Here is an 18,025-nt window from a genome sequence, read left to right on the forward strand (position 1 = left end):
ACGTCAGTTCGACGGAAAATATTTTTGAGGCTATTTAAGAAAATAAAGGAGAATTATCTCAATCTTAGTTACGAGAAATATACCCTTCTGCCCTCTGCCTCCTGCCTCCTGCCTTAACCTCACCAACTAATTTTGTTGTCATCGAACTCACGTTGTAGGGGATAGGGTGTAGGGAAAACAAAGGTTGTGGTTTTTTGGTTAAAAGAGATAAATGTCTTGATGTCTCCAGACACTTTTGAGAATTGGTTTTAGCTCTGAGACTATAGAGAAAAGTATTAAACCTATTTAAGACTTGTTTAACCTAAAAATCTGGATTTAAAATACAAAATATATTACATCGCCAAACTTAAAGTGCGATTACGGTAGCAACTGTTCCCCAAAGAGCGAAGGTTTCAGGAGAAGGAACTATAGTTACTAAAATAATTGTTTCTAGAAAGTATCTAGTTACTTTGTGTTTTTGCAAATATTCAAAACGACTAAATTGGCGATCAACTGTATTGAAACCATGTTTTAGATATTTAATTAACATCACGCTCACCTCTTGGAGAAATATTTAGATTGATCAAGTCTTTAGTTGACTTTCAATAGTTTATATATCTGATTCAAAGAGGTTGATGCAGTGTATGAGGCAAGAAATTATTAAGCTATTATCATTGGTATTTTTGCTAAATGGCTTATGAGAACAAAAGAAAGTCTGGTTAATGGCAAAAGCAGTAACTAAAGTTATCGCTTTATGAGGTTGAGAATGAGGATTGTCAGTTTCCAATAGATAAGAACCCCTTAAAACCTTACCATTCAATATACAGCCGTTTTCAGTTGAATAGCTCTCTGGGAAAATTTACTAGTTCGTAGTTTTTAGTTTTTAGTTCTTAGTTCTTAGTTTTTAAAGTTTAATTATGTGGTCTACCCATGTGAAAAGCGCAGTAAATCGAACCTAATTCTAAGTCTTCTTCATCTTGAATAAGTTGAAGAACCTGTGAGGTTTTGTTGAAAGTCAGGAGTCAGAATTCAGTACGCGATCGCCCGATCGAATAGTTAGAGATAGATTCGGAACAATTAAAATAATTACCAATCTGATGTTACGCACTGATTGATTGGCGGAGGTAGCTATTAGCTTTTAGCTTTTTGGAGATAGTCACTTATACTTATTGAAATTAATTAATTTATTTAAACTTTTAGCTCAATATTATTTTTAAGAATTAGAATAAAAGATAGATTAAAATATCTATGCCTGAGAACTAAAAAATAATCGAAGAACATCATAAAATATAGATAAACAACCAGACAGATAGAGAGTTTGGTTCAAAATATTGCTTTGATAATTTAAAGCAAATAGTTTATTAGTTTGTTAATAAAAAGAATTAAAAAACTAATCTTTGATATTTATAGAGATCGGCTAGAAATATCCGCGATCGTATTTTTAGCTGTTAAATATGTCTGAGAATTACAAAACTCGAAAGCACTATAAAGTTACTTGCAAACTATCCAATCGAGATAGAGATCGCGAGATTCAATAATGGTGAATGCCGACCTGGTTTAGATAAATGCAATTGGGGTTGTTTTCGCCATTAAGATTGCACAATATCGAATAGTCAGGAGGATTGACATGAGTACACTGCACGAACAAGAGTCTCATTCCTCTTCTACAAACCATGAAGAGATGCACGATGATTCCCACGATGATTCTGTAACATCTATCTTAACTGTCCCCGATTTTAACGGCGATGGTAGTGTAGACAGAGCAGATCTTAGGGATATTATTACCCGCTACGAAGCAGTGGAGGGAGAGGATTTATATCATCCCCTTTACGACTTAAATGTTAATGGCGAAATCGACCACGAAGATATAGAAGAGGTAATTCATGCTTGGGGCGAAGATGTTCCTTTACTCGACCAGCAGATTGCTCAAGCAACTCAAGCCACCATGAAATACTATGGTTCGGGAGGATTAGAACAGGCGATCACCGATGGTTTCATACCTTCAACTCAGGAAGCTAACGGACATGGAATTCACTATTATAACTTTCCTTTAGCCAACGAGATCGGGAACCAAACCGAATTAGATATCACCAGTCCTGTCGGTCTAAATTACGACAACGAAGGTAATTTAATCGCAGTTTTCTATATTCGCTTGCCTCAAACCCTAGAGACTACCCCCGAAAATCCTTTAGGGGGCATCATGAACGATCCAGAAGATGATTTTCCACCTACTTCCTTTGATACCTTAACGGCAGATGACTGGCATACTCATCGTAGTGCTTGGCTAATAGGTTTGGGAAATCTCAATTCTGAAGCGGTTTATTTTGAAGAAGATGTTCCGATTGAGGCAGTTGCCTCTCGAATAGAAAATGTTGATTCCGCGCTATTCCCAGAATCAGACCAGTTTTACAGCCCAGGATTTTGGATGTTGCATGGTTGGTTTCATTCATTTAATCCCAACGGTAATTTTGCCATCACTAATCCCAATGCGGGGTTGTATGGAGTAGAAGAATTAGGGGTACATGGCGGACACGGAGAACACCATTCCAATGAAGATAACTCTTTGATTGCTGGAACAGACTTCGGGGAAGGACTATACGGTACAGATGAAAACGATCGCATTAATGGCTTTAACGGCGATGATTGGATCGAAGCTGGATTGGGAGATGATTCTGTCTGGGGAGGTGGAGGTCATGATTGGATTAGAGGAGATAATGACTATACCTCCGAAGGTGGCGACGATATGCTTTACGGAGGACCTGGACACGATTTGATTCTCGGTCACGGCGGCAGCGATCGCTTGTTTGGCGGTACTGACAACGACCAACTGGTAGGCGGAGAAGGAGACGATCTCTTGCGAGGCGGTTTGGGATACGACATTCTCACTGGCGAAGGAGGAAGCGATCGCTTTGTCTTAGCAATGAGCGAAGGCACAGACATTATTACTGATTTTGAATTGGAAGCAGATTCTTTGGTTTTCTACACTGGTATCACTTCCGAAACAGTATCGATCGCTCAGTTGGATAACAATACTACTATCTCCTTTGCCGACGAAACCTTGGCTATTCTTAATGGAGTTAATGCAGATGATTTGATGGCAGCAGGAAGTAATGTATTTGTAGATGTTTGATAGACAGTATGGGCGGAAGGCATTTCGCCCGTACAAAGTTAGCGATCGAACGATATTTCTCGGTCAACCCATAAATTTAGTCACTCTTCGTTACTACTGGTTTTTTGGTCTTTGTTCAAAAGCTGCGATCGCGGTTTTCAAAGTAGGGTAGATGTGTTCGGCAGTGGGGTCTAAAAACTTGGCTTTTTTGAGGTCGAGATACAAATCCTGCTTGACTCGCGCCAGGGCAAAGGTAATATTTTTAGTAGCTAGTTCTTCTCGTAATTCTGCCAGCATATCAATGGCAGTAATATCTATCTCCACGTTGGCTTCCATATTCAAGATCAACCATTCAACAGGATTTACTTCGGCTGCGATCGCTTCCAATACTCGTTCTTTGAAGTTTTCCGCATTGGCAAAACAGAGGGGTGCATCGTAGCGATAGATTACCAAACCAGGGACGGTAGTCGCTCCTTCCCAATCATCAATATCGTGAAATCCAGCTAATTCGGGGACTTTGCCCAATATGGCATCGTGGGGGCGAGCAACGCGATAAAATAGCTCGATAACTGACAGGCTAACGGCGATTCCTACACCAACTAAGATATCGGTAGCTAATACGGCAATGGTAGTAGTAATGGCAATAAAAAATTCACTACGACGGAATTTATATAATCTGATAAACTCAGAGACTTCAATCAGTTTAGTGGCTGCATAAATCACAATTGCCCCTAGTGCAGCCTTGGGGAATAAAGCTAACAGGGGACGAAAAAACAGCAGTACGATAATTACCGCCACCATTGCTACCAGAGAATATAGCTGGCTTTTGCTACCCAAAGAATCACCAATCACAGTTCTACTGCCGCTACTGCTGACGGGAAAACCTTGCATCAAACCATTAGCGAAATTGGCAACTCCCAAAGCTAATAATTCTTGATTAGCATCGATTTTATAATTATTGCGAGTAGCAAAAGCCCTAGCAGTCAGAACATTATCGGAGTAACCCACTAAAGAAATACCCACCGCAGTAGCTACTAAAGAGGTCAAATTGCTGACAGATAATTGAGGCAAAGCAAAAGACGGCAAACCTGCAGGAATCTCGCCAATTATGGCAACTCCGCGAATATCTAGATTAAATAAGGCTACGGCTGCGGTAGACAATAAGACAGCAATCAAAGGTACGGGGGCGGTAGCAAAACGTCGCTGGAGAACAAACAAAAAGATTAATACCGCCATACTTAAAATTAACGTAGGGGTATGAGCTAAAGACAACTTATTCACAAATTCACTAATTTGACCAAAAAAGGCATCTGCCTCAATGTTTAACTTACCAATCTTGCCCAGTTGTCCCCCAATCATAATTAAGGCAATTCCCGCCATATAACCAGTTAATACAGGTTTAGACAGCAAATCCGCCAGAAAACCCAATTTAGCCAGATAGCCAGCCATACAGACCAAACCCATAATCGTTGCCAATAAAGCAGCCAAGCCAATGTATTCATCACTTCTCGCTGCTGCTAAAGGTGCGATCGCTACTGCCGTCATCACTGCGGTACTGGATTCGGGACCAATGGAAAGTTGAGGGGAAGAACCAAATACAGCATAGATAACCATCGGCGGTAAAATCGCCCATAAGCCCGCTTTAGGTTGAACTCCTGCCAACTCACCATAAGCCAAACACTGGGGTATTAAATAGGCTGCTACCGTCAAACCCGCCAACAGATCTCCCCGCAGCCAACTACTTTGATAGTTAACTAATTTCTTTAATCCTGGTAGTTGAATAAACCAACTTTGGCGATCGCTCTTGTTTGTCATAAAAATTTTGTAGCGACGAATACAATTAATTCAAGCTTAAGGGGTATTCTGCATCGAATTACTGCGATCGCTCGCCCGTAACAAAAAGTAATTTAAAATCCCTCCCAGAGCAATTATGGCTGCTAGTTGACCTATATCCTTCCAACTGATATTACGGATTTTTGTTGTTAGACGCTGACGTTAAACTTGTGTAGGGTAAATCCAACCCTATCTACTTTAAGAAATCCGAGAAGATTTCGCAAGTAAAGACTCTACCATTATCGGAGTTAAAGGTTTAGCAAACAAATATCCCTGAGCAAACTCACAACCTAAGTCTTTTAGTTGATGTAGTTGTTGAGATGTTTCTACCCCTTCAGAAATAGTGTCCATACCCAAGGTTTTTGCCAGAGTAATAATCAGCCGCACAATCTCAAAATTTTCTGAGTCAAAATTCATTTGCTCGATAAAAGAACGGTCTATTTTCAAATTATCAATGGGAAAACGGCGTAAATAGCTCAACGAAGAATAACCAGTGCCAAAATCATCAATACTTAGCTTAATATTTCTTTTCCTAATCTCTTTTAAGGTATTTTGTACGTTACCCTCTGGTTCGATTAAGGCACTTTCGGTAATCTCCAACCTTAAAAATTTGCCGTCTAAGCCTGTTTCTGCCAGAATTTGGTCTAGTTTGTCGATAAATTTAGGTTCTTGTAATTGCTGACTGGCTATATTAATACTCATCTTCAAATGTTTCATCTGAGGAATTAAAGCAAACCTGCTGCGCCATTTTTGTAGTTGTTGGCAGGCTTCTCTCAGCAACCATTCTCCAATATCCAAGATTAATCCTGTATCTTCGGCGATGGGAATAAATTCGATCGGAGAAATAAAACCTTTTTGAGGATGTTTCCAACGAATTAAAGCTTCAAAACCAACCAAAATATTGCTATCTACAGACATAATGGGTTGATAGTGCATGACAAATTCCCCTCGTTGGAGAGCGATCCGCAAGCTATTTTCTAATTCAACCAATTTGACAGTTTCATCGTACATTGTCCGATCAAAGATAGCGTAACGTGCTTTGCCATTGTCTTTGGCACGATACATAGCAATATCAGCATCTCGCATTAAATCTGAAGCATTGTTATATTCTACCGAGCTAAATACAATACCAATGCTGGCACCAGTAAAAATATTTTGACCGTCTAACACAAAGGGCGATCGCAATTCTTGTTGGATGCGATCGCCAATAGTAGTTGCTTCTTGCAGATTCCTGATTCCGTCGAGTAAGATTACGAACTCATCTCCCCCGAGTCGAGCCACAGTGTCTTTGGTGCGGACGCATTTTTGAAGTAAACCAGATACTGCTACTAGCAAGCGATCGCCCATTAAATGTCCCAAACTATCGTTGATCGATTTAAAGCGATCTAGATCGATATATAACAAGCCATACTTATGAATGGGGTTGTTTTTGGCACGAGTAATGGCAGATTCAATTCTTTGGGTCAACAAAGTACGATTTGGCAGACCAGTTAAACCATCGTGCAAGGCATCATGAAGTAATTGGTGTTGAACGCGCTGGCGTTCGTTAACTTCCTGACGTAGTTTCTGTACCACAGTTTTGAGTTCGCGAGTTCGCTGACAGACTCTTTTTTCCAAATCTTGATTCAATTCAACGATCTTAGCTTTGGCTAATTGCAGAGAAACTTGATTTTTGACCCTAACTAAAACTTCCTTCACTTGAATTGGTTTACTAATGTAGTCTACTCCCCCTGCTTCAAAAGCTTTTACCTTATCAATAACATCATCTAAAGCACTGAGAAAAATAACTGGAATGTCGCGAGTATTTTCGTTGGCTTTCAATCTCTGACATACCTGATAGCCATTGAGATCGGGCATTTTGATATCCAGCAAAATTAAATCGGGCAAAATTGTGTTCGCACCACGGATAGCTGTCGAGCCGTTTTTAGCACAGCGTACTTGATATCCTTGTTTGCTCAGAGTCTCCGACAGAATTTGTAAATTATCGGCAACATCGTCAACTACTAAAATACAAATTGGCTTGGCGGCATTAGAGATGGTCATTGTTCCTAATGGGTGTGAGGGTGGACTATTTAAAACCAGGCTTACGACTCGTCGGTCAGCAGCCTGGGGAAACCCCAGGCTTACGACTCGTCAATTGTTCTGACTATTTTGGGCGAGGTTAAGAATGCGATCAAAATCAAAGTCGTTGATTTGTCTTTGGAGAGCATTTTTTAAATCTGTATGTTCCATGGGAATGCTTTGTAATAGTTGAATTAATAAATCTCGATCCAGATTGAAAGCAGCTGTTTCTACTTGTTCCCACCAGTCATCGGGCATTACCTTCAAAGAATCTGCTGTTAATTTAAAATTGGGTAAGTCTAAAGGGGTATTTGCTTCATAGGCATAGCGTATGCCCAAATGCTGGGCGATTTTGTCGAAGATAATCTTTTCGGAAAATGGTTTGGCTACAAAATCATCACATCCCGCAGCTTCCAAAAGTGATTTTTCTTCTTCGAGGCTGCTGGCACTTAATGCCACAATGGGAATGTGACTACCGTGGGCATTAAGTTTTATGCGCTCTGTTGCTTCGCAACCATTCATCACGGGCATTTTTAAATCCATCCAAATCATGTGGGGTTGCCAGCGCAACCAAATCTCGATCGCTTCTTTGCCATTGACAGCTTCTTGAACCTGAAAACCTACCGATTCTAAAAGCTGTGACATGATTTTACGATTGGTTTTAGAGTCGTCTACGACTAAAATCCGATATTCAATTTGGTCTGATTCCAAACCAATGATTCTTTTGACAGTGGATGGAATTGATATTTGTTGGGGAAGGATGTTTTCGGCTCTAATTGACAGCTTGAAAGTAATGCTAGCAGTGGTCGGAATATTGTCAATCACGGTAATATCTCCCCCCATTAGCCGAGCTAGTTTGCGACTTAAAGGCAAATTCAGAGAGCTACCTTTGTTAGATTTTGATTCTTGTTGGACTCTCACCATCGGCTCGAATAAAGTCTTAATCTCTCTGGAATCGCTAGCAAAATTGTTATTTTTGATTTCAAAGTAAATTAAATTGCTGACAGCAGAACTTTCCTTGGCAGTATTTTGCTTATTTTTAGAACTGTCAGCAGTCACTTTAAGATTTATGTCTGCTAATGAAGTAGATTGGAGGCAATAGTCAATTAGATTGCCAATAATCTGTCTGAGCCGACGCTCATCAATACAGATATATTGTGGTAAGTTCTCTTCTTTAGTTAGAGAAAATTGCTCAGCTTCATTATGGGGGTAAAATTGAAAACTCTGTTTTAGATTATGTAGCCAACTATAAAAGTCAATATTGTTCCGCTCTAGAGTTAGTCGATTGGTTTCCATCTTGGCTAAGTCAACTACATCGTTAATAATCGAGAGCAAGCGATCGCCATTGCGATTGATGATGGCAATATTCTCTTTAGCAGACGAGTTAGTTGGTAGTTCTTGTTCCATGATTTGGGTAAATCCCAAAATGGCATTGAGGGGAGATCTCAATTCATGACTCATCTCTGCTAAAAGCCCATAGGCATAGCGATTATTTGTTTGCTCTGAGTTTTCTGGGGCTAAATCTTCTGGCTTATCTAAAGATAAACTCGGTTCTGTTTGCACCACAATTTCATTGTTTGAATTTGCAGAATCACCCTCGGAGGGAGTCAATTTTTTACCGAACAAAGCTATTTCTAGATAAGTCAGTGATTGCCACAATATAACTGGCAATAAATAAGTGTAGTATCGCTCAAACCAGTTATGATTGCCCTCAATTGTATCGATTGGCAATTCTGAGGTTGGTACAATAGCGATCGCTAACCAATATATTCCTAACTCCCGATTTTCCCAGGGATTTATTACTGCAATCATCGGTTGGCGATCGATGACAAAACTCAATCGCTCTGACTGGTTAAAACTAGCAAGATTTTGCCGTACATAATTCAAAATTGTCTTTTGCTTGAGAGTTGCTTCAACTTCTGAATTACGCTCAAAATTACTAGCAATAATCCTCCCATTACGATCAAAAACTGCGATCGAAGTCATCAACTCTGGATCGATCTTAGAGAGATAGTCAATAATAAACTTTTGATAAAGTTTTTCTTGTTTAAATTCTAGATTGTCAAGTTCTGATGATAATCTAAGGTTAGTATTTCTAGCATAGTTTTCGTTAAAATTAACCAGATTTTGTCGATCTCGCTGAGTTGACAAATATTCAATACAACCTAAAGTTAATAGGATATTGACTATCATAAATATTAAATAAAATTTTTTTTGTTTATTTCCAAAAGCAAGAATAGATTCTTTGAGTTGTTTAATTCGATTTTTAAATTTCATAGATACTTCGCGAATAGGTTGTCTCAACTAAACTTTTAATACAGGTGTTCGACTGTTATTAAATACTGATATTAAAGTTTTATATTTTTTTTATATCTATGAAAATATAGACAAGATAGATATTAAGCACACTTCATCGACGCTCATCTCTAAAAGTCTTACTATTTATGTTGATTAATTATAGTATTTTCTCCTAAAAAGTGACAAAAAAAAGTTTAAAATATTTCATCAACTCGATTTATCCAATTGGTTTTTCCTAAGACAATATAGGGACGCACTATATATGATATGCCACGTAATCGATTTTGTTGCAAAAAATTGAGACAATTTCTTACTATCCTTTAGTTCTTGATAATTAGTAGAACTGATGAACTTAAAGCAACAATTTTAAGGGAAATATTTTTAATATAAAGTTATTTTACTTCGTAAAAATTAAGTTAAAAATATAGGCAAAGACAATGTTTTAAATTAAAGAGATTTTATTTATAATCTTTTTAGGATTGTTGTCTGAAAAATTAGTTATGTAGAGTTTTTTTGTCTGTTCAGAAGCAACTTAGATCGCCAATGACACATTAAAAAATTGGGTAAGTTAAATTTGCATAGAGCGATCGCATTTAGTAATGCGATCGATTATGGCAACGTAACTAATACGAATATATTATCCGCGATCGCCAATCTTGTCATAAAATTCGTACATACGTCTGGTGTGAATTAAAATGACCAAATAGATAAAGGGCTGCGCTCTAGTTATTAGTTATTAGTTATTAGTTATTAGTTAGGGACGTTTCATGAAACGTCTGTACTAGTTATTAGTTATTAGTTATTAGTCGTTCAATATATTCTGTTTTAGAACGACTATAGTTTTTCCGTATTTTTTCCCAGGTCAATGGTGAGCTAGAAAAGCCAAATTTGAGATAATCTATTTCATCATAAAAGGCGATCGATGACCATAACTCAATTAACTAATAATGGCATTTCAGGAAGACCAGATATTTCAGGAGATAGAATAGTTTGGGTAGAAAATGGCAGCCTAGATAAAGTCATTTTATTTGATGGCAATAGCAGCACTGTTTTGCCCGATCTAGGGATAAGCTCTAAAGTGAGTCCTCAAGTCTCAGCAGAGGGAGTCTTATGGAATGGTTACGATAATGGTTGGCAAATATTTTTTTATAATAATACCGATACAACACAGCTAACTGTAGATTTGGAAGTCGATGAGAAAAAGCTATCAGAAAATAAAATTGCTTGGCGGAGTGCTCCAGAATGGACTCCTTCAGGAAGTTTAATCGAAGTTTATTTATATGACGATCGTACTCAAATAACCCAACAATTAACTAATAATAATATCCGCGAATCTTCTGTTAATATTTCTGGAGAAAATGTGGTTTGGAGTGGAGTTGGTAATAGCATTTTCTTAAATAAAGGTACTAACCTGATCGAACTTACCGATAATGGTTATAATCCTCAAATTTCTGGAGATTTTGTAGCTTGGGAAGCCTATGGTGAAAATTCTACCAGCGAAATTTATTTATACGATAACGACTCTATTACTAAGATTGCCAATAGTAACGATAACATTTGGCTTCATGGACTTTTTGTTAGTAATCTTTTCTGGAGCGAATGGGATGGCAATGATTGGGAACTATTTCACTACAATGGAATCAATACATCCCAAATAACTAATAATGACTTTAACGATATACTAACTCCTAGCAGTACTAGCTCTTCTTCTAGCATTAATAGTTCTGCTGCTGCCGATGGTTCTGGAGATAATTTAGTTTGGAGTAGTTACGTTGATAATAATTGGGAAATATTCTTTTTCAATGGTACGGAAACAATCCGAGTAACCAATAACAATGTTGACGATCTTAATCCTCAAATTTCTGGAGATACGATTGTTTGGAGTACTGAAGGGGCGACGCAAGATATTTTTAAATTCGAGCCCAACTATATTCCCGAGGCAACGTCATTATTATTAGAAGATTTCGATCCTAATATTGATAATCTCCAGTGGCAAACAATTAATAACGGTACTGTCAATCATAACTTTAGCGGTATTGGCAATTCTCTTTATTTTTCAGGGGGAAGCTATGGCGGAAATAGTCGTTTTGCAACTACTAATCCATTGGATTTATCAACGGGAGGATTTATTACTTTCGATCTAATTTTTGGCGATAGTCAGAATGGAGGAGAAAATGCCGATGAAGGAGAAGATGTCGCTTTAGAATATTCGATCGATAATGGTACGAATTGGATGCAACTGGAGTTGTACGATACTGAAGATTATACTAGTTGGTCTACTTTAGTCGAGTCTATTCCCTTAGAGGCTCAAACTGAAGCTACCCATCTGCGTTGGCGACAAGTCCAACAAAATGGTTCGAGTTATGACAATTGGGGATTAGATAATATTGAAGTATTAAATCAAGAAACTAACTTTGCTCCTACTGGGATGGATGCAGTCTTCACCCTAGAAGAAAATTACCCCAATAATACTATAGTAGGCGCGATCGCAGCCAGCGATCCTAACCCAGAACAAATTCTTAGCTACGAAATTGTTTCGGGCAATAAAACTGGTGCTTTTGCGATCGATTCTGATGGAGAAATTATAGTTAGCGATCGCACTATGCTAGATTATGAAATTAATCCTAGTTTCGATTTGGAGGTTGAAATTAGGGACAATGGTACTCCTAGCTTAACAGATACGGTTTTAATTACTGTAGATTTACTCGATGTCTATGAAGGGACTATTGTTGATGCGATCGCCGAAGATTTCGATCCAGATATCGAGCATTCTCTTTGGAGGGATGTGGGAAATAGTAACATTAATAATAATTTTAGTGGAGCTAATAATTCCATCTTCTTTACTGGGGGAAGTTACGGAGATGATTCCCGCTATTTAACCTCGGCGGAAGTTGATGTTAGCAATGGGGGGGAAATTACTTTCGATCTAATTTTTGGTAATAGTAATAATGGCGGTGAGAATGCCGATAAAGGAGAAGATGTTATTCTAGAATATTCTCTTAATGGCGGTGTTGATTGGGAAGAAATTAACCTTTACGATACCGAAGCCTACATCAATTGGACGACTATTAACGAATCTATTCCTGTGGGCGCACAGAGCGATAGTACTACCTTTAGATGGTTGCAGATACAACACAATGGCTCTAGCTTTGATAACTGGGGTTTAGATAATATTGCGATCGCTCCAGAGTCTACTTTGCCAGTCAATTAAATTCGGTATTATTGCGATTACAACTAACAAATCGCAAACTATTAATACCGAAGTCAAAGAAATAATATTACAATGACAGGCATCTAGGTTAAAATCTCGAACAGCTAGCCGAATGTCTGAAAACTTGGCAGGAAAGACAATTAAAAACCATTTCTATCTAGAAAAAAAGTTAGATAGCGGTGATTTTGGTACGATCTATTTAGCAAGAGATACTTTTAGCGCGGTGGGAGGCAATTATGTAGTCAAGCATTTTGCCCCCACTTATGAAAACGAAAATCAATTGCAAGCTGCTATAGAATTGTTTAAACAGGAAGCAGATAGCTTGCAAAAATTAGGCAATCATCCTCAAATCCCCCGAATTTATGACTTTTTTACGGAGGAAAATAATTTTTTCTTAGTTCAAGAATTTATTGAAGGCAAGACTTTAGCAGAAGAACTCGCAACAACCCCAAAATTCAATCAATCTCAAGCTAAAAAGCTATTGATTCAAACTTTAGCTGTCCTAAAATTTATTCATGAATCTGGATCTATACATCGCAATATTCAGCCATCTAATCTAATTAGAAATCGTTTTGACAATCGCATATTTTTGATTGATTTTGGTGCTATCAAAGAAAAAATAAATCCTGTAAATTTTAGTCTAGAAGGACAATTTACTCCTACCACTGGAATTTTAAATCCTGGCTACACTCCCTACGAACAATTAGAAGGAAGACCAGAATATTGTAGCGATATTTATGCTTTGGGAATGGTGGCTATTCAAGCCATGACGGGAAAACATCCCGATACTTTACAAAGAAATATCAATTCCGAGTTGATGTGGCGCGAACTACTTCCCCTTCAGGAAAATTATGAGCCAAAGTTTCTCGAATCGATTGAGAAAATGGTAGAACATAATTGGCAGAAAAGATATCAATCTGCTCAAACCGTTTTACAGGATTTAGAACAAATTATTAGTGATGGAGATACTATAATCAATAGTCCTCTGGAAAACAATTCTCCTATCAACAACCGAGATGCCACAGCACAAAATCATTCTCATCCTTCTATAGAAGAGAACTCTTCACCAGTAAACATCCCTAAACCTTCAAATAAATGGAAAATCTTAGTTGGGTTGGGGATTTTTAGCGCGATCGCAATTCCTGTGGGATTATTTTTTAATAATTCTCGAATGGGAAAATTTATTACTTATGAAACAGAACGAATTAAAATTGAATATCCTGCTGATTGGCAAAGAGAAAATAGAAATAATTTTTTGAATAATACTGTCGTTTTTACTTCTCCTCAAGAAAACGAATCAGATAAATTTCAAGAGAGGGTGGCAGTAATTGTCGAAGACTCATCTCGCCCTTTATCCCTCAAAGAATATACCAATCAAGCAGTTCAACAAATAGAGAGTTTATCGAATTTTGTCATTTCACCCCCCAGACCAACAACTTTAGGGCTGAGTGATGCTCAATATATTATCTATCAAGGAATGGATCGCAATACTAAAGTCAAAAGACATGAAGTATGGACGGTTAATTACAAAAAAATTTACACGGTAATTTATACTGCCGAACCAGATAAATTTGATAAGTTCTTTCCCCAAGTAGAGAAGATGATTGATTCTCTAGAAATTTTAAGATAAAAGTATTTTAAGAATTTCAAGACAGGTCTAAAATAATGCCTATCAAACCTTGGCAGCTAGTAATTCTCATTCTTCCTATTGCAATTATCATTATCTTTCTTTTAATAGCAGCAGGTTCGCAAATTCATGATTGGGGAATTAATTGGATTTGGGCAGTTTTTATCGTTGTCTTTACAGTGTGGCGTTGGTTACTAGTTCAATGGACAAAACCCGCTTTAGCAGAAATTGAATCGGCGATGGAGGAGATCGAGCGAGAATTAACTAATCATAATCCAGAAATCCTTCGGGCTGGAGACAAACAAGAACAAATCCTGGCTTCTTTAGGTTCGGTTATCGCCAAAACCAAGACAGACGAACCCATTTGGCAAGATTGGCAGACTTTTTGGCAAAGATGTCAAGAATTAGTTATGGCGATCGCCCATGTTTACAATCCAGAAGTCAAACGTCCTCTATTAAATATCTATATTCCCGAAGCTTATGGTTTAATTCGGGGTACGGTAGACGATACCGATCGCATGATGCAAAAATTGTCTCCCGTACTCAATCGAGTATCTGTCGGACAGGCATACGAAGCCTATGAAACCTACCGCAAGCTAGAACCATCTCTACAAAAACTAGGCAAAGCATTTAATTGGGCGCAATGGTTGTTAAATCCCGCAGCAGCCGCCGCCAAACAAGCCACCAGAAAGTTTAACTCTCAGGCAAATCAAGAACTATTACTTAATTTAGGTCAATTAATGCGGGAAACGGCATTAAAAAATCTAGCACAACAGGCGATCGCCTTATATGGAGATGAAACTATTACTCTCCCCGAAATAGATCCTCAACCTGCTATTGCTGAAGTTCAAACCAAAACAGTTAAAGAAATTCTAGAATCTGCCCAATCTCCTCAATCAATAGCTCAAAAGCCCGTCAAAATTATTTTAGTCGGTCGTACGGGGGCGGGGAAAAGTAGTTTGATTAATACCCTCTTTCAAGCAGATAAAGCCGAAGTTGATGTCTTGCCCAGTACCGACACCATCAAGAATTATATTTGGCAAACTCCAACCCAAGAAGTATTAGAAATACTCGATACCCCTGGTTACGAACAGGTCAATCATGCCGAATATAGAGAGAGAGTTTTAGACTACGCGACTACCGCAGATTTATTGCTACTAGTGACTCCTGCTTTAGATCCTGCCCTACAAATGGACTTAGACTTTTTAGCAACCTTAAAAGCAGACTTGCCCGACTTAAATGCGATCGCGATTGTGACTCAAGTCGATCGCCTGCGCCCAATTCGCGAATGGAATCCTCCTTATGATTGGCGAGAAGGAAATAAAGCCAAAGAAAAATCGATCCGCGAGGCGACTGGTTACCGTGCCGAACAACTAGGAGATATCTGCGATCTAACTCTGCCTATCGTAACCGAAGATCGACAAAGCGATCGTCCTGGATGGGGTATTCAAGATTTATCTTCAGAACTAATTAGAGCGATCGAGCCAGCAAAACAACTCCGTTTGGCACGTTTTCTCAAAAACCTAGAAGCCCGCAGTCAAGCCGCAGCCCAAATTATCGATCGCTATAGCCGTCAGATGGCTACTACTCAAGGATTAACTACCTTTCTCAAAAGTCCCATCTTACAATTTTTATCTACCATGTCTACGGGCAACAATGCTTTAGCCTTTGTCTTAGCCGAACAAATTCCCGTCGAACAAGCCCCTGTAGTTATTGGCAAGCTTCAGATGGCTTACGAGCTTTATAGCTTACTCCAAGAGGATTCTAGTATTGCTGGTTTCGATCTGCGTTCGATTTGGTCTTTGTTATTAGACAATAACGATGCTAGCGAAAAAAATACCTGGGCGTTTGGTAATGCTTTGGTCGAATATTATGTTAACGATTTAACTCCAGATCGGCTAAAGGAAAAATATCAAGATTATTTGGCTAGTAGATAATGTATGTTCATTCCCAATAGAGATCGGATGGTTTTTTAAAAGTAGCGATAAGTTGCGATCTCTGTTCGCTTTTTATGTCTAGAGTTGGGAAACGCGATTAGGCTTCGCCTAGCCTTCGGATCGCAATGTACAAAAGCAGTACCATTAAAATATAGCTATATCAAAAATTGTTGACAAATCAATATTAGCCAGATGGAAGAACTTATACAGCTACGTCAAAGTATTGAACAACATGACTTGAAGACTGCACTAAAAATTGTTGACGATTTAGAAGAAATGTCTGTAGAAGACAAGCTCAATAAGATATTTAGCTACATGATTGTTTTGCTTCTAGATTTAATCAAGGAAGATGCGGAGAAGCGACTTACTAAATCTTGGAAGCTATCGATCAATAATTCAGTTAAACAGATAAATAGAACTAATAAAAGAAGAAAGTCGAGAGGCTATTATGCCAAGCAAGAAGATCTAATTGACATTATCAACGATGCTTTTGAGCTAGCAGTTGAAGGTGCTGCGATCGAAGCTTTTGGTGGTGCTTATGATGAACAAGAATTACTGAAATTAATTAACGTAGATAAAATTAAAGACAAAGCTATTTCTTTGTTAGATTATTCAGAATAGAGCGATCCGAAGGCTAGGCGAAGCCTAATCGCATTTTCTAAGTCAAGAAGTTTTTTTATCTCTCGCAGAGGCGCAAAGGCGCAAAGAAAGATAGCAGAGAAAATAGAGGTTTAGGAAAAAAGCGATCGCGGTCATTTTCTATCACTTACAATTCATCTTCCGAAATACCCGAAACTTTTAAAAAATGTTTTAATAATCCTGTTTTCAAAGCTTTATTACCATGTATTGGAACAGAAATTCTTTGAGTATTACCCGATTTGCCATAGATGTGATGACTACCGTTGACTCGCAGTAAAATCCAGTTTTTGCTTTCAAGGAGTTTGGCAAACTTTTTACCGCTTATGGACTTCATACAGCGATTTCAAAGACTTGAGCATTGTTATCTAATTCTAAATCCGATTCATCTACAGATAAACATCCTTCTACTGCTTCATAAATGTTTTGTAGCAATTCTTCAAAAGTATCTCCTTGAGTAGCACAACCAGGAATCGCTGGTACTTCTGCCCAATATCCTCCTTCTTCTGCTGTATGGATAACGACTTTTAATTTCATAAGCTAGTTTTTCATATTTTCTGACATTTTAATAATTAATACGTCAATTTTAAACAAAGATCGCTTTTTGAATAGAGAAATAAGGCGATCGCATTTTTGAAGTCAAGAAGCTATTTGGTCATAATCTCTCGCAAAAGCGTAAAGGCTCAGAGAATAATCAATACAGAAGGAGATAATAGTTTTCACATAGCTGATTTATTTTAGTTGAGCTACTATTGGTTACTCAAAATTTATATCAACATTTCTATGAAAGAGCTTAAATATTTTATGTGGGGTTATCAACCTCATTTTCAACGTGCAGCTCAGAGATATGCAGAAAGCATTTTTAATAAACTAGATGAGAATTTACAACCAAAAGTTTTTCTCGTTGGAGTTCTAGTTGAAGATAAAGAGAATAGTTGTCCTATTTGTGTTGAGCCAGAAGATTGTGGATATCGCCCAGATATTTTTTCTGATGTTTTAGATAATGCTTATGAATTATATTTTAATGATGAAGATCTTGGAATTTTGCATGGCGATCCAAGGGAAGCAGACAAACATTTAAAAGCAATAGAGCATAACGCATTGAAAAATGCAATTCAAAATATAGTTTCCAACTATGATGATACTTCTGGGCTTATTTATTTTTGCTCTTTTCCAACTTTGGTAGAAGGATACAGGGTCTCTGTTGCACTTCAGCTTAATAAAGAAATATTTAATAATTACTATTCGCTTTCTAAAGATAAAGCTGTAAATGGAATATTTACTATACGGAAATCTTTATTAGACTCAACTATAAATAAATATTTTTATGAATG

Annotated in this window: 12 protein-coding genes and 1 pseudogene; 7 read left to right on the top strand and 6 right to left on the bottom strand. The window is 37.8% G+C overall.

Features of this window, described 5'->3' with window-relative positions; translation table 11 throughout:
• Window positions 1–346: 346 nt before the first annotated feature.
• Window positions 347–529, bottom strand: a complete 183-nt coding sequence (locus AC33VI_RS13425; protein WP_491782776.1) for a hypothetical protein — start codon at window positions 527–529, stop codon at window positions 347–349.
• Between the two features lie 1,077 nt (window positions 530–1,606).
• Between AC33VI_RS13425 and AC33VI_RS13430 the strand changes: the two genes are divergently transcribed.
• The gene (locus AC33VI_RS13430; RefSeq protein ID WP_491782777.1) at window positions 1,607–3,109 is read left to right on the top strand and encodes a hypothetical protein; all 1,503 of its coding nucleotides are present in this window, start codon (window positions 1,607–1,609) and stop codon (window positions 3,107–3,109) included.
• A 93-nt stretch (window positions 3,110–3,202) separates the two neighbouring features.
• Here the strand turns inward: AC33VI_RS13430 and AC33VI_RS13435 are convergent, their stop codons facing one another.
• From AC33VI_RS13435 to AC33VI_RS13445, 3 genes are all read right to left on the bottom strand, one after another.
• Entirely contained in the window at window positions 3,203–4,903 is a 1,701-nt protein-coding gene (locus tag AC33VI_RS13435; RefSeq protein ID WP_491782778.1) for a SulP family inorganic anion transporter, read from the bottom strand.
• 216 nt (window positions 4,904–5,119) lie between these two features.
• Window positions 5,120–6,964, bottom strand: coding sequence for a two-component system response regulator (locus AC33VI_RS13440; protein WP_491782779.1), 1,845 nt, complete (start codon window positions 6,962–6,964; stop codon window positions 5,120–5,122).
• Between the two features lie 90 nt (window positions 6,965–7,054).
• Complete coding sequence (locus AC33VI_RS13445) at window positions 7,055–9,175, bottom strand: response regulator (RefSeq protein ID WP_491782780.1); 2,121 nt, start codon at window positions 9,173–9,175, stop codon at window positions 7,055–7,057.
• 664 nt (window positions 9,176–9,839) lie between these two features.
• Here AC33VI_RS13445 and AC33VI_RS13450 point away from each other — a divergent pair.
• From AC33VI_RS13450 to AC33VI_RS13470, 5 genes are all read left to right on the top strand, one after another.
• On the top strand, window positions 9,840–9,974 hold the full coding sequence (locus AC33VI_RS13450; protein ID WP_491782781.1) for a hypothetical protein: 135 nt from the start codon (window positions 9,840–9,842) through the stop codon (window positions 9,972–9,974).
• Between the two features lie 228 nt (window positions 9,975–10,202).
• The gene (locus AC33VI_RS13455) at window positions 10,203–12,491 is read left to right on the top strand and encodes a cadherin domain-containing protein (protein WP_491782782.1); all 2,289 of its coding nucleotides are present in this window, start codon (window positions 10,203–10,205) and stop codon (window positions 12,489–12,491) included.
• 112 nt (window positions 12,492–12,603) lie between these two features.
• Window positions 12,604–14,121, top strand: coding sequence for a protein kinase domain-containing protein (locus tag AC33VI_RS13460; RefSeq protein ID WP_491782783.1), 1,518 nt, complete (start codon window positions 12,604–12,606; stop codon window positions 14,119–14,121).
• Window positions 14,122–14,153: 32 nt separating this feature from the next.
• Window positions 14,154–16,055 (top strand): GTPase family protein, encoded by a 1,902-nt coding sequence (locus AC33VI_RS13465; RefSeq protein WP_491782787.1) that lies wholly within the window; start codon window positions 14,154–14,156, stop codon window positions 16,053–16,055.
• A gap of 192 nt (window positions 16,056–16,247) precedes the next feature.
• Window positions 16,248–16,676, top strand: a complete 429-nt coding sequence (locus AC33VI_RS13470) for a DUF29 family protein (protein ID WP_491782784.1) — start codon at window positions 16,248–16,250, stop codon at window positions 16,674–16,676.
• A gap of 145 nt (window positions 16,677–16,821) precedes the next feature.
• Here AC33VI_RS13470 and AC33VI_RS13475 read toward each other — a convergent pair whose 3' ends face one another.
• Both AC33VI_RS13475 and AC33VI_RS13480 read right to left on the bottom strand, forming a co-directional pair.
• Window positions 16,822–17,028, bottom strand: coding sequence for a type II toxin-antitoxin system HicA family toxin (locus AC33VI_RS13475; protein WP_491782785.1), 207 nt, complete (start codon window positions 17,026–17,028; stop codon window positions 16,822–16,824).
• A complete protein-coding gene (locus tag AC33VI_RS13480; RefSeq protein ID WP_491782786.1) occupies window positions 17,025–17,228 on the bottom strand; it encodes a type II toxin-antitoxin system HicB family antitoxin in 204 nt (67 codons plus the stop codon). The genes AC33VI_RS13475 and AC33VI_RS13480 overlap by 4 nt, the downstream gene beginning before the upstream one ends.
• A gap of 246 nt (window positions 17,229–17,474) precedes the next feature.
• Between AC33VI_RS13480 and AC33VI_RS13485 the strand changes: the two are divergent.
• Window positions 17,475–18,025 (top strand): annotated as a pseudogene (locus tag AC33VI_RS13485) (DNA integrity scanning protein DisA nucleotide-binding domain protein); the annotation flags it as partial.

The organism is Waterburya sp. (genome assembly GCF_058530065.1).

Excerpts from the sequence above, each read along its gene's own strand:
- AC33VI_RS13455 (WP_491782782.1), top strand. The coding sequence starts at position 10,203 with ATGACCATAACTCAATTAACTAATAATGGCATTTCAGGAAGACCAGAT.
- AC33VI_RS13425 (WP_491782776.1), bottom strand. The coding sequence starts at position 529 with ATGTTAATTAAATATCTAAAACATGGTTTCAATACAGTTGATCGCCAA.
- AC33VI_RS13480 (WP_491782786.1), bottom strand. The coding sequence starts at position 17,228 with ATGAAATTAAAAGTCGTTATCCATACAGCAGAAGAAGGAGGATATTGG.
- AC33VI_RS13460 (WP_491782783.1), top strand. The coding sequence starts at position 12,604 with ATGTCTGAAAACTTGGCAGGAAAGACAATTAAAAACCATTTCTATCTA.
- AC33VI_RS13475 (WP_491782785.1), bottom strand. The coding sequence starts at position 17,028 with ATGAAGTCCATAAGCGGTAAAAAGTTTGCCAAACTCCTTGAAAGCAAA.
- AC33VI_RS13435 (WP_491782778.1), bottom strand. The coding sequence starts at position 4,903 with ATGACAAACAAGAGCGATCGCCAAAGTTGGTTTATTCAACTACCAGGA.
- AC33VI_RS13445 (WP_491782780.1), bottom strand. The coding sequence starts at position 9,175 with ATGATAGTCAATATCCTATTAACTTTAGGTTGTATTGAATATTTGTCA.
- AC33VI_RS13440 (WP_491782779.1), bottom strand. The coding sequence starts at position 6,964 with ATGACCATCTCTAATGCCGCCAAGCCAATTTGTATTTTAGTAGTTGAC.
- AC33VI_RS13430 (WP_491782777.1), top strand. The coding sequence starts at position 1,607 with ATGAGTACACTGCACGAACAAGAGTCTCATTCCTCTTCTACAAACCAT.
- AC33VI_RS13470 (WP_491782784.1), top strand. The coding sequence starts at position 16,248 with ATGGAAGAACTTATACAGCTACGTCAAAGTATTGAACAACATGACTTG.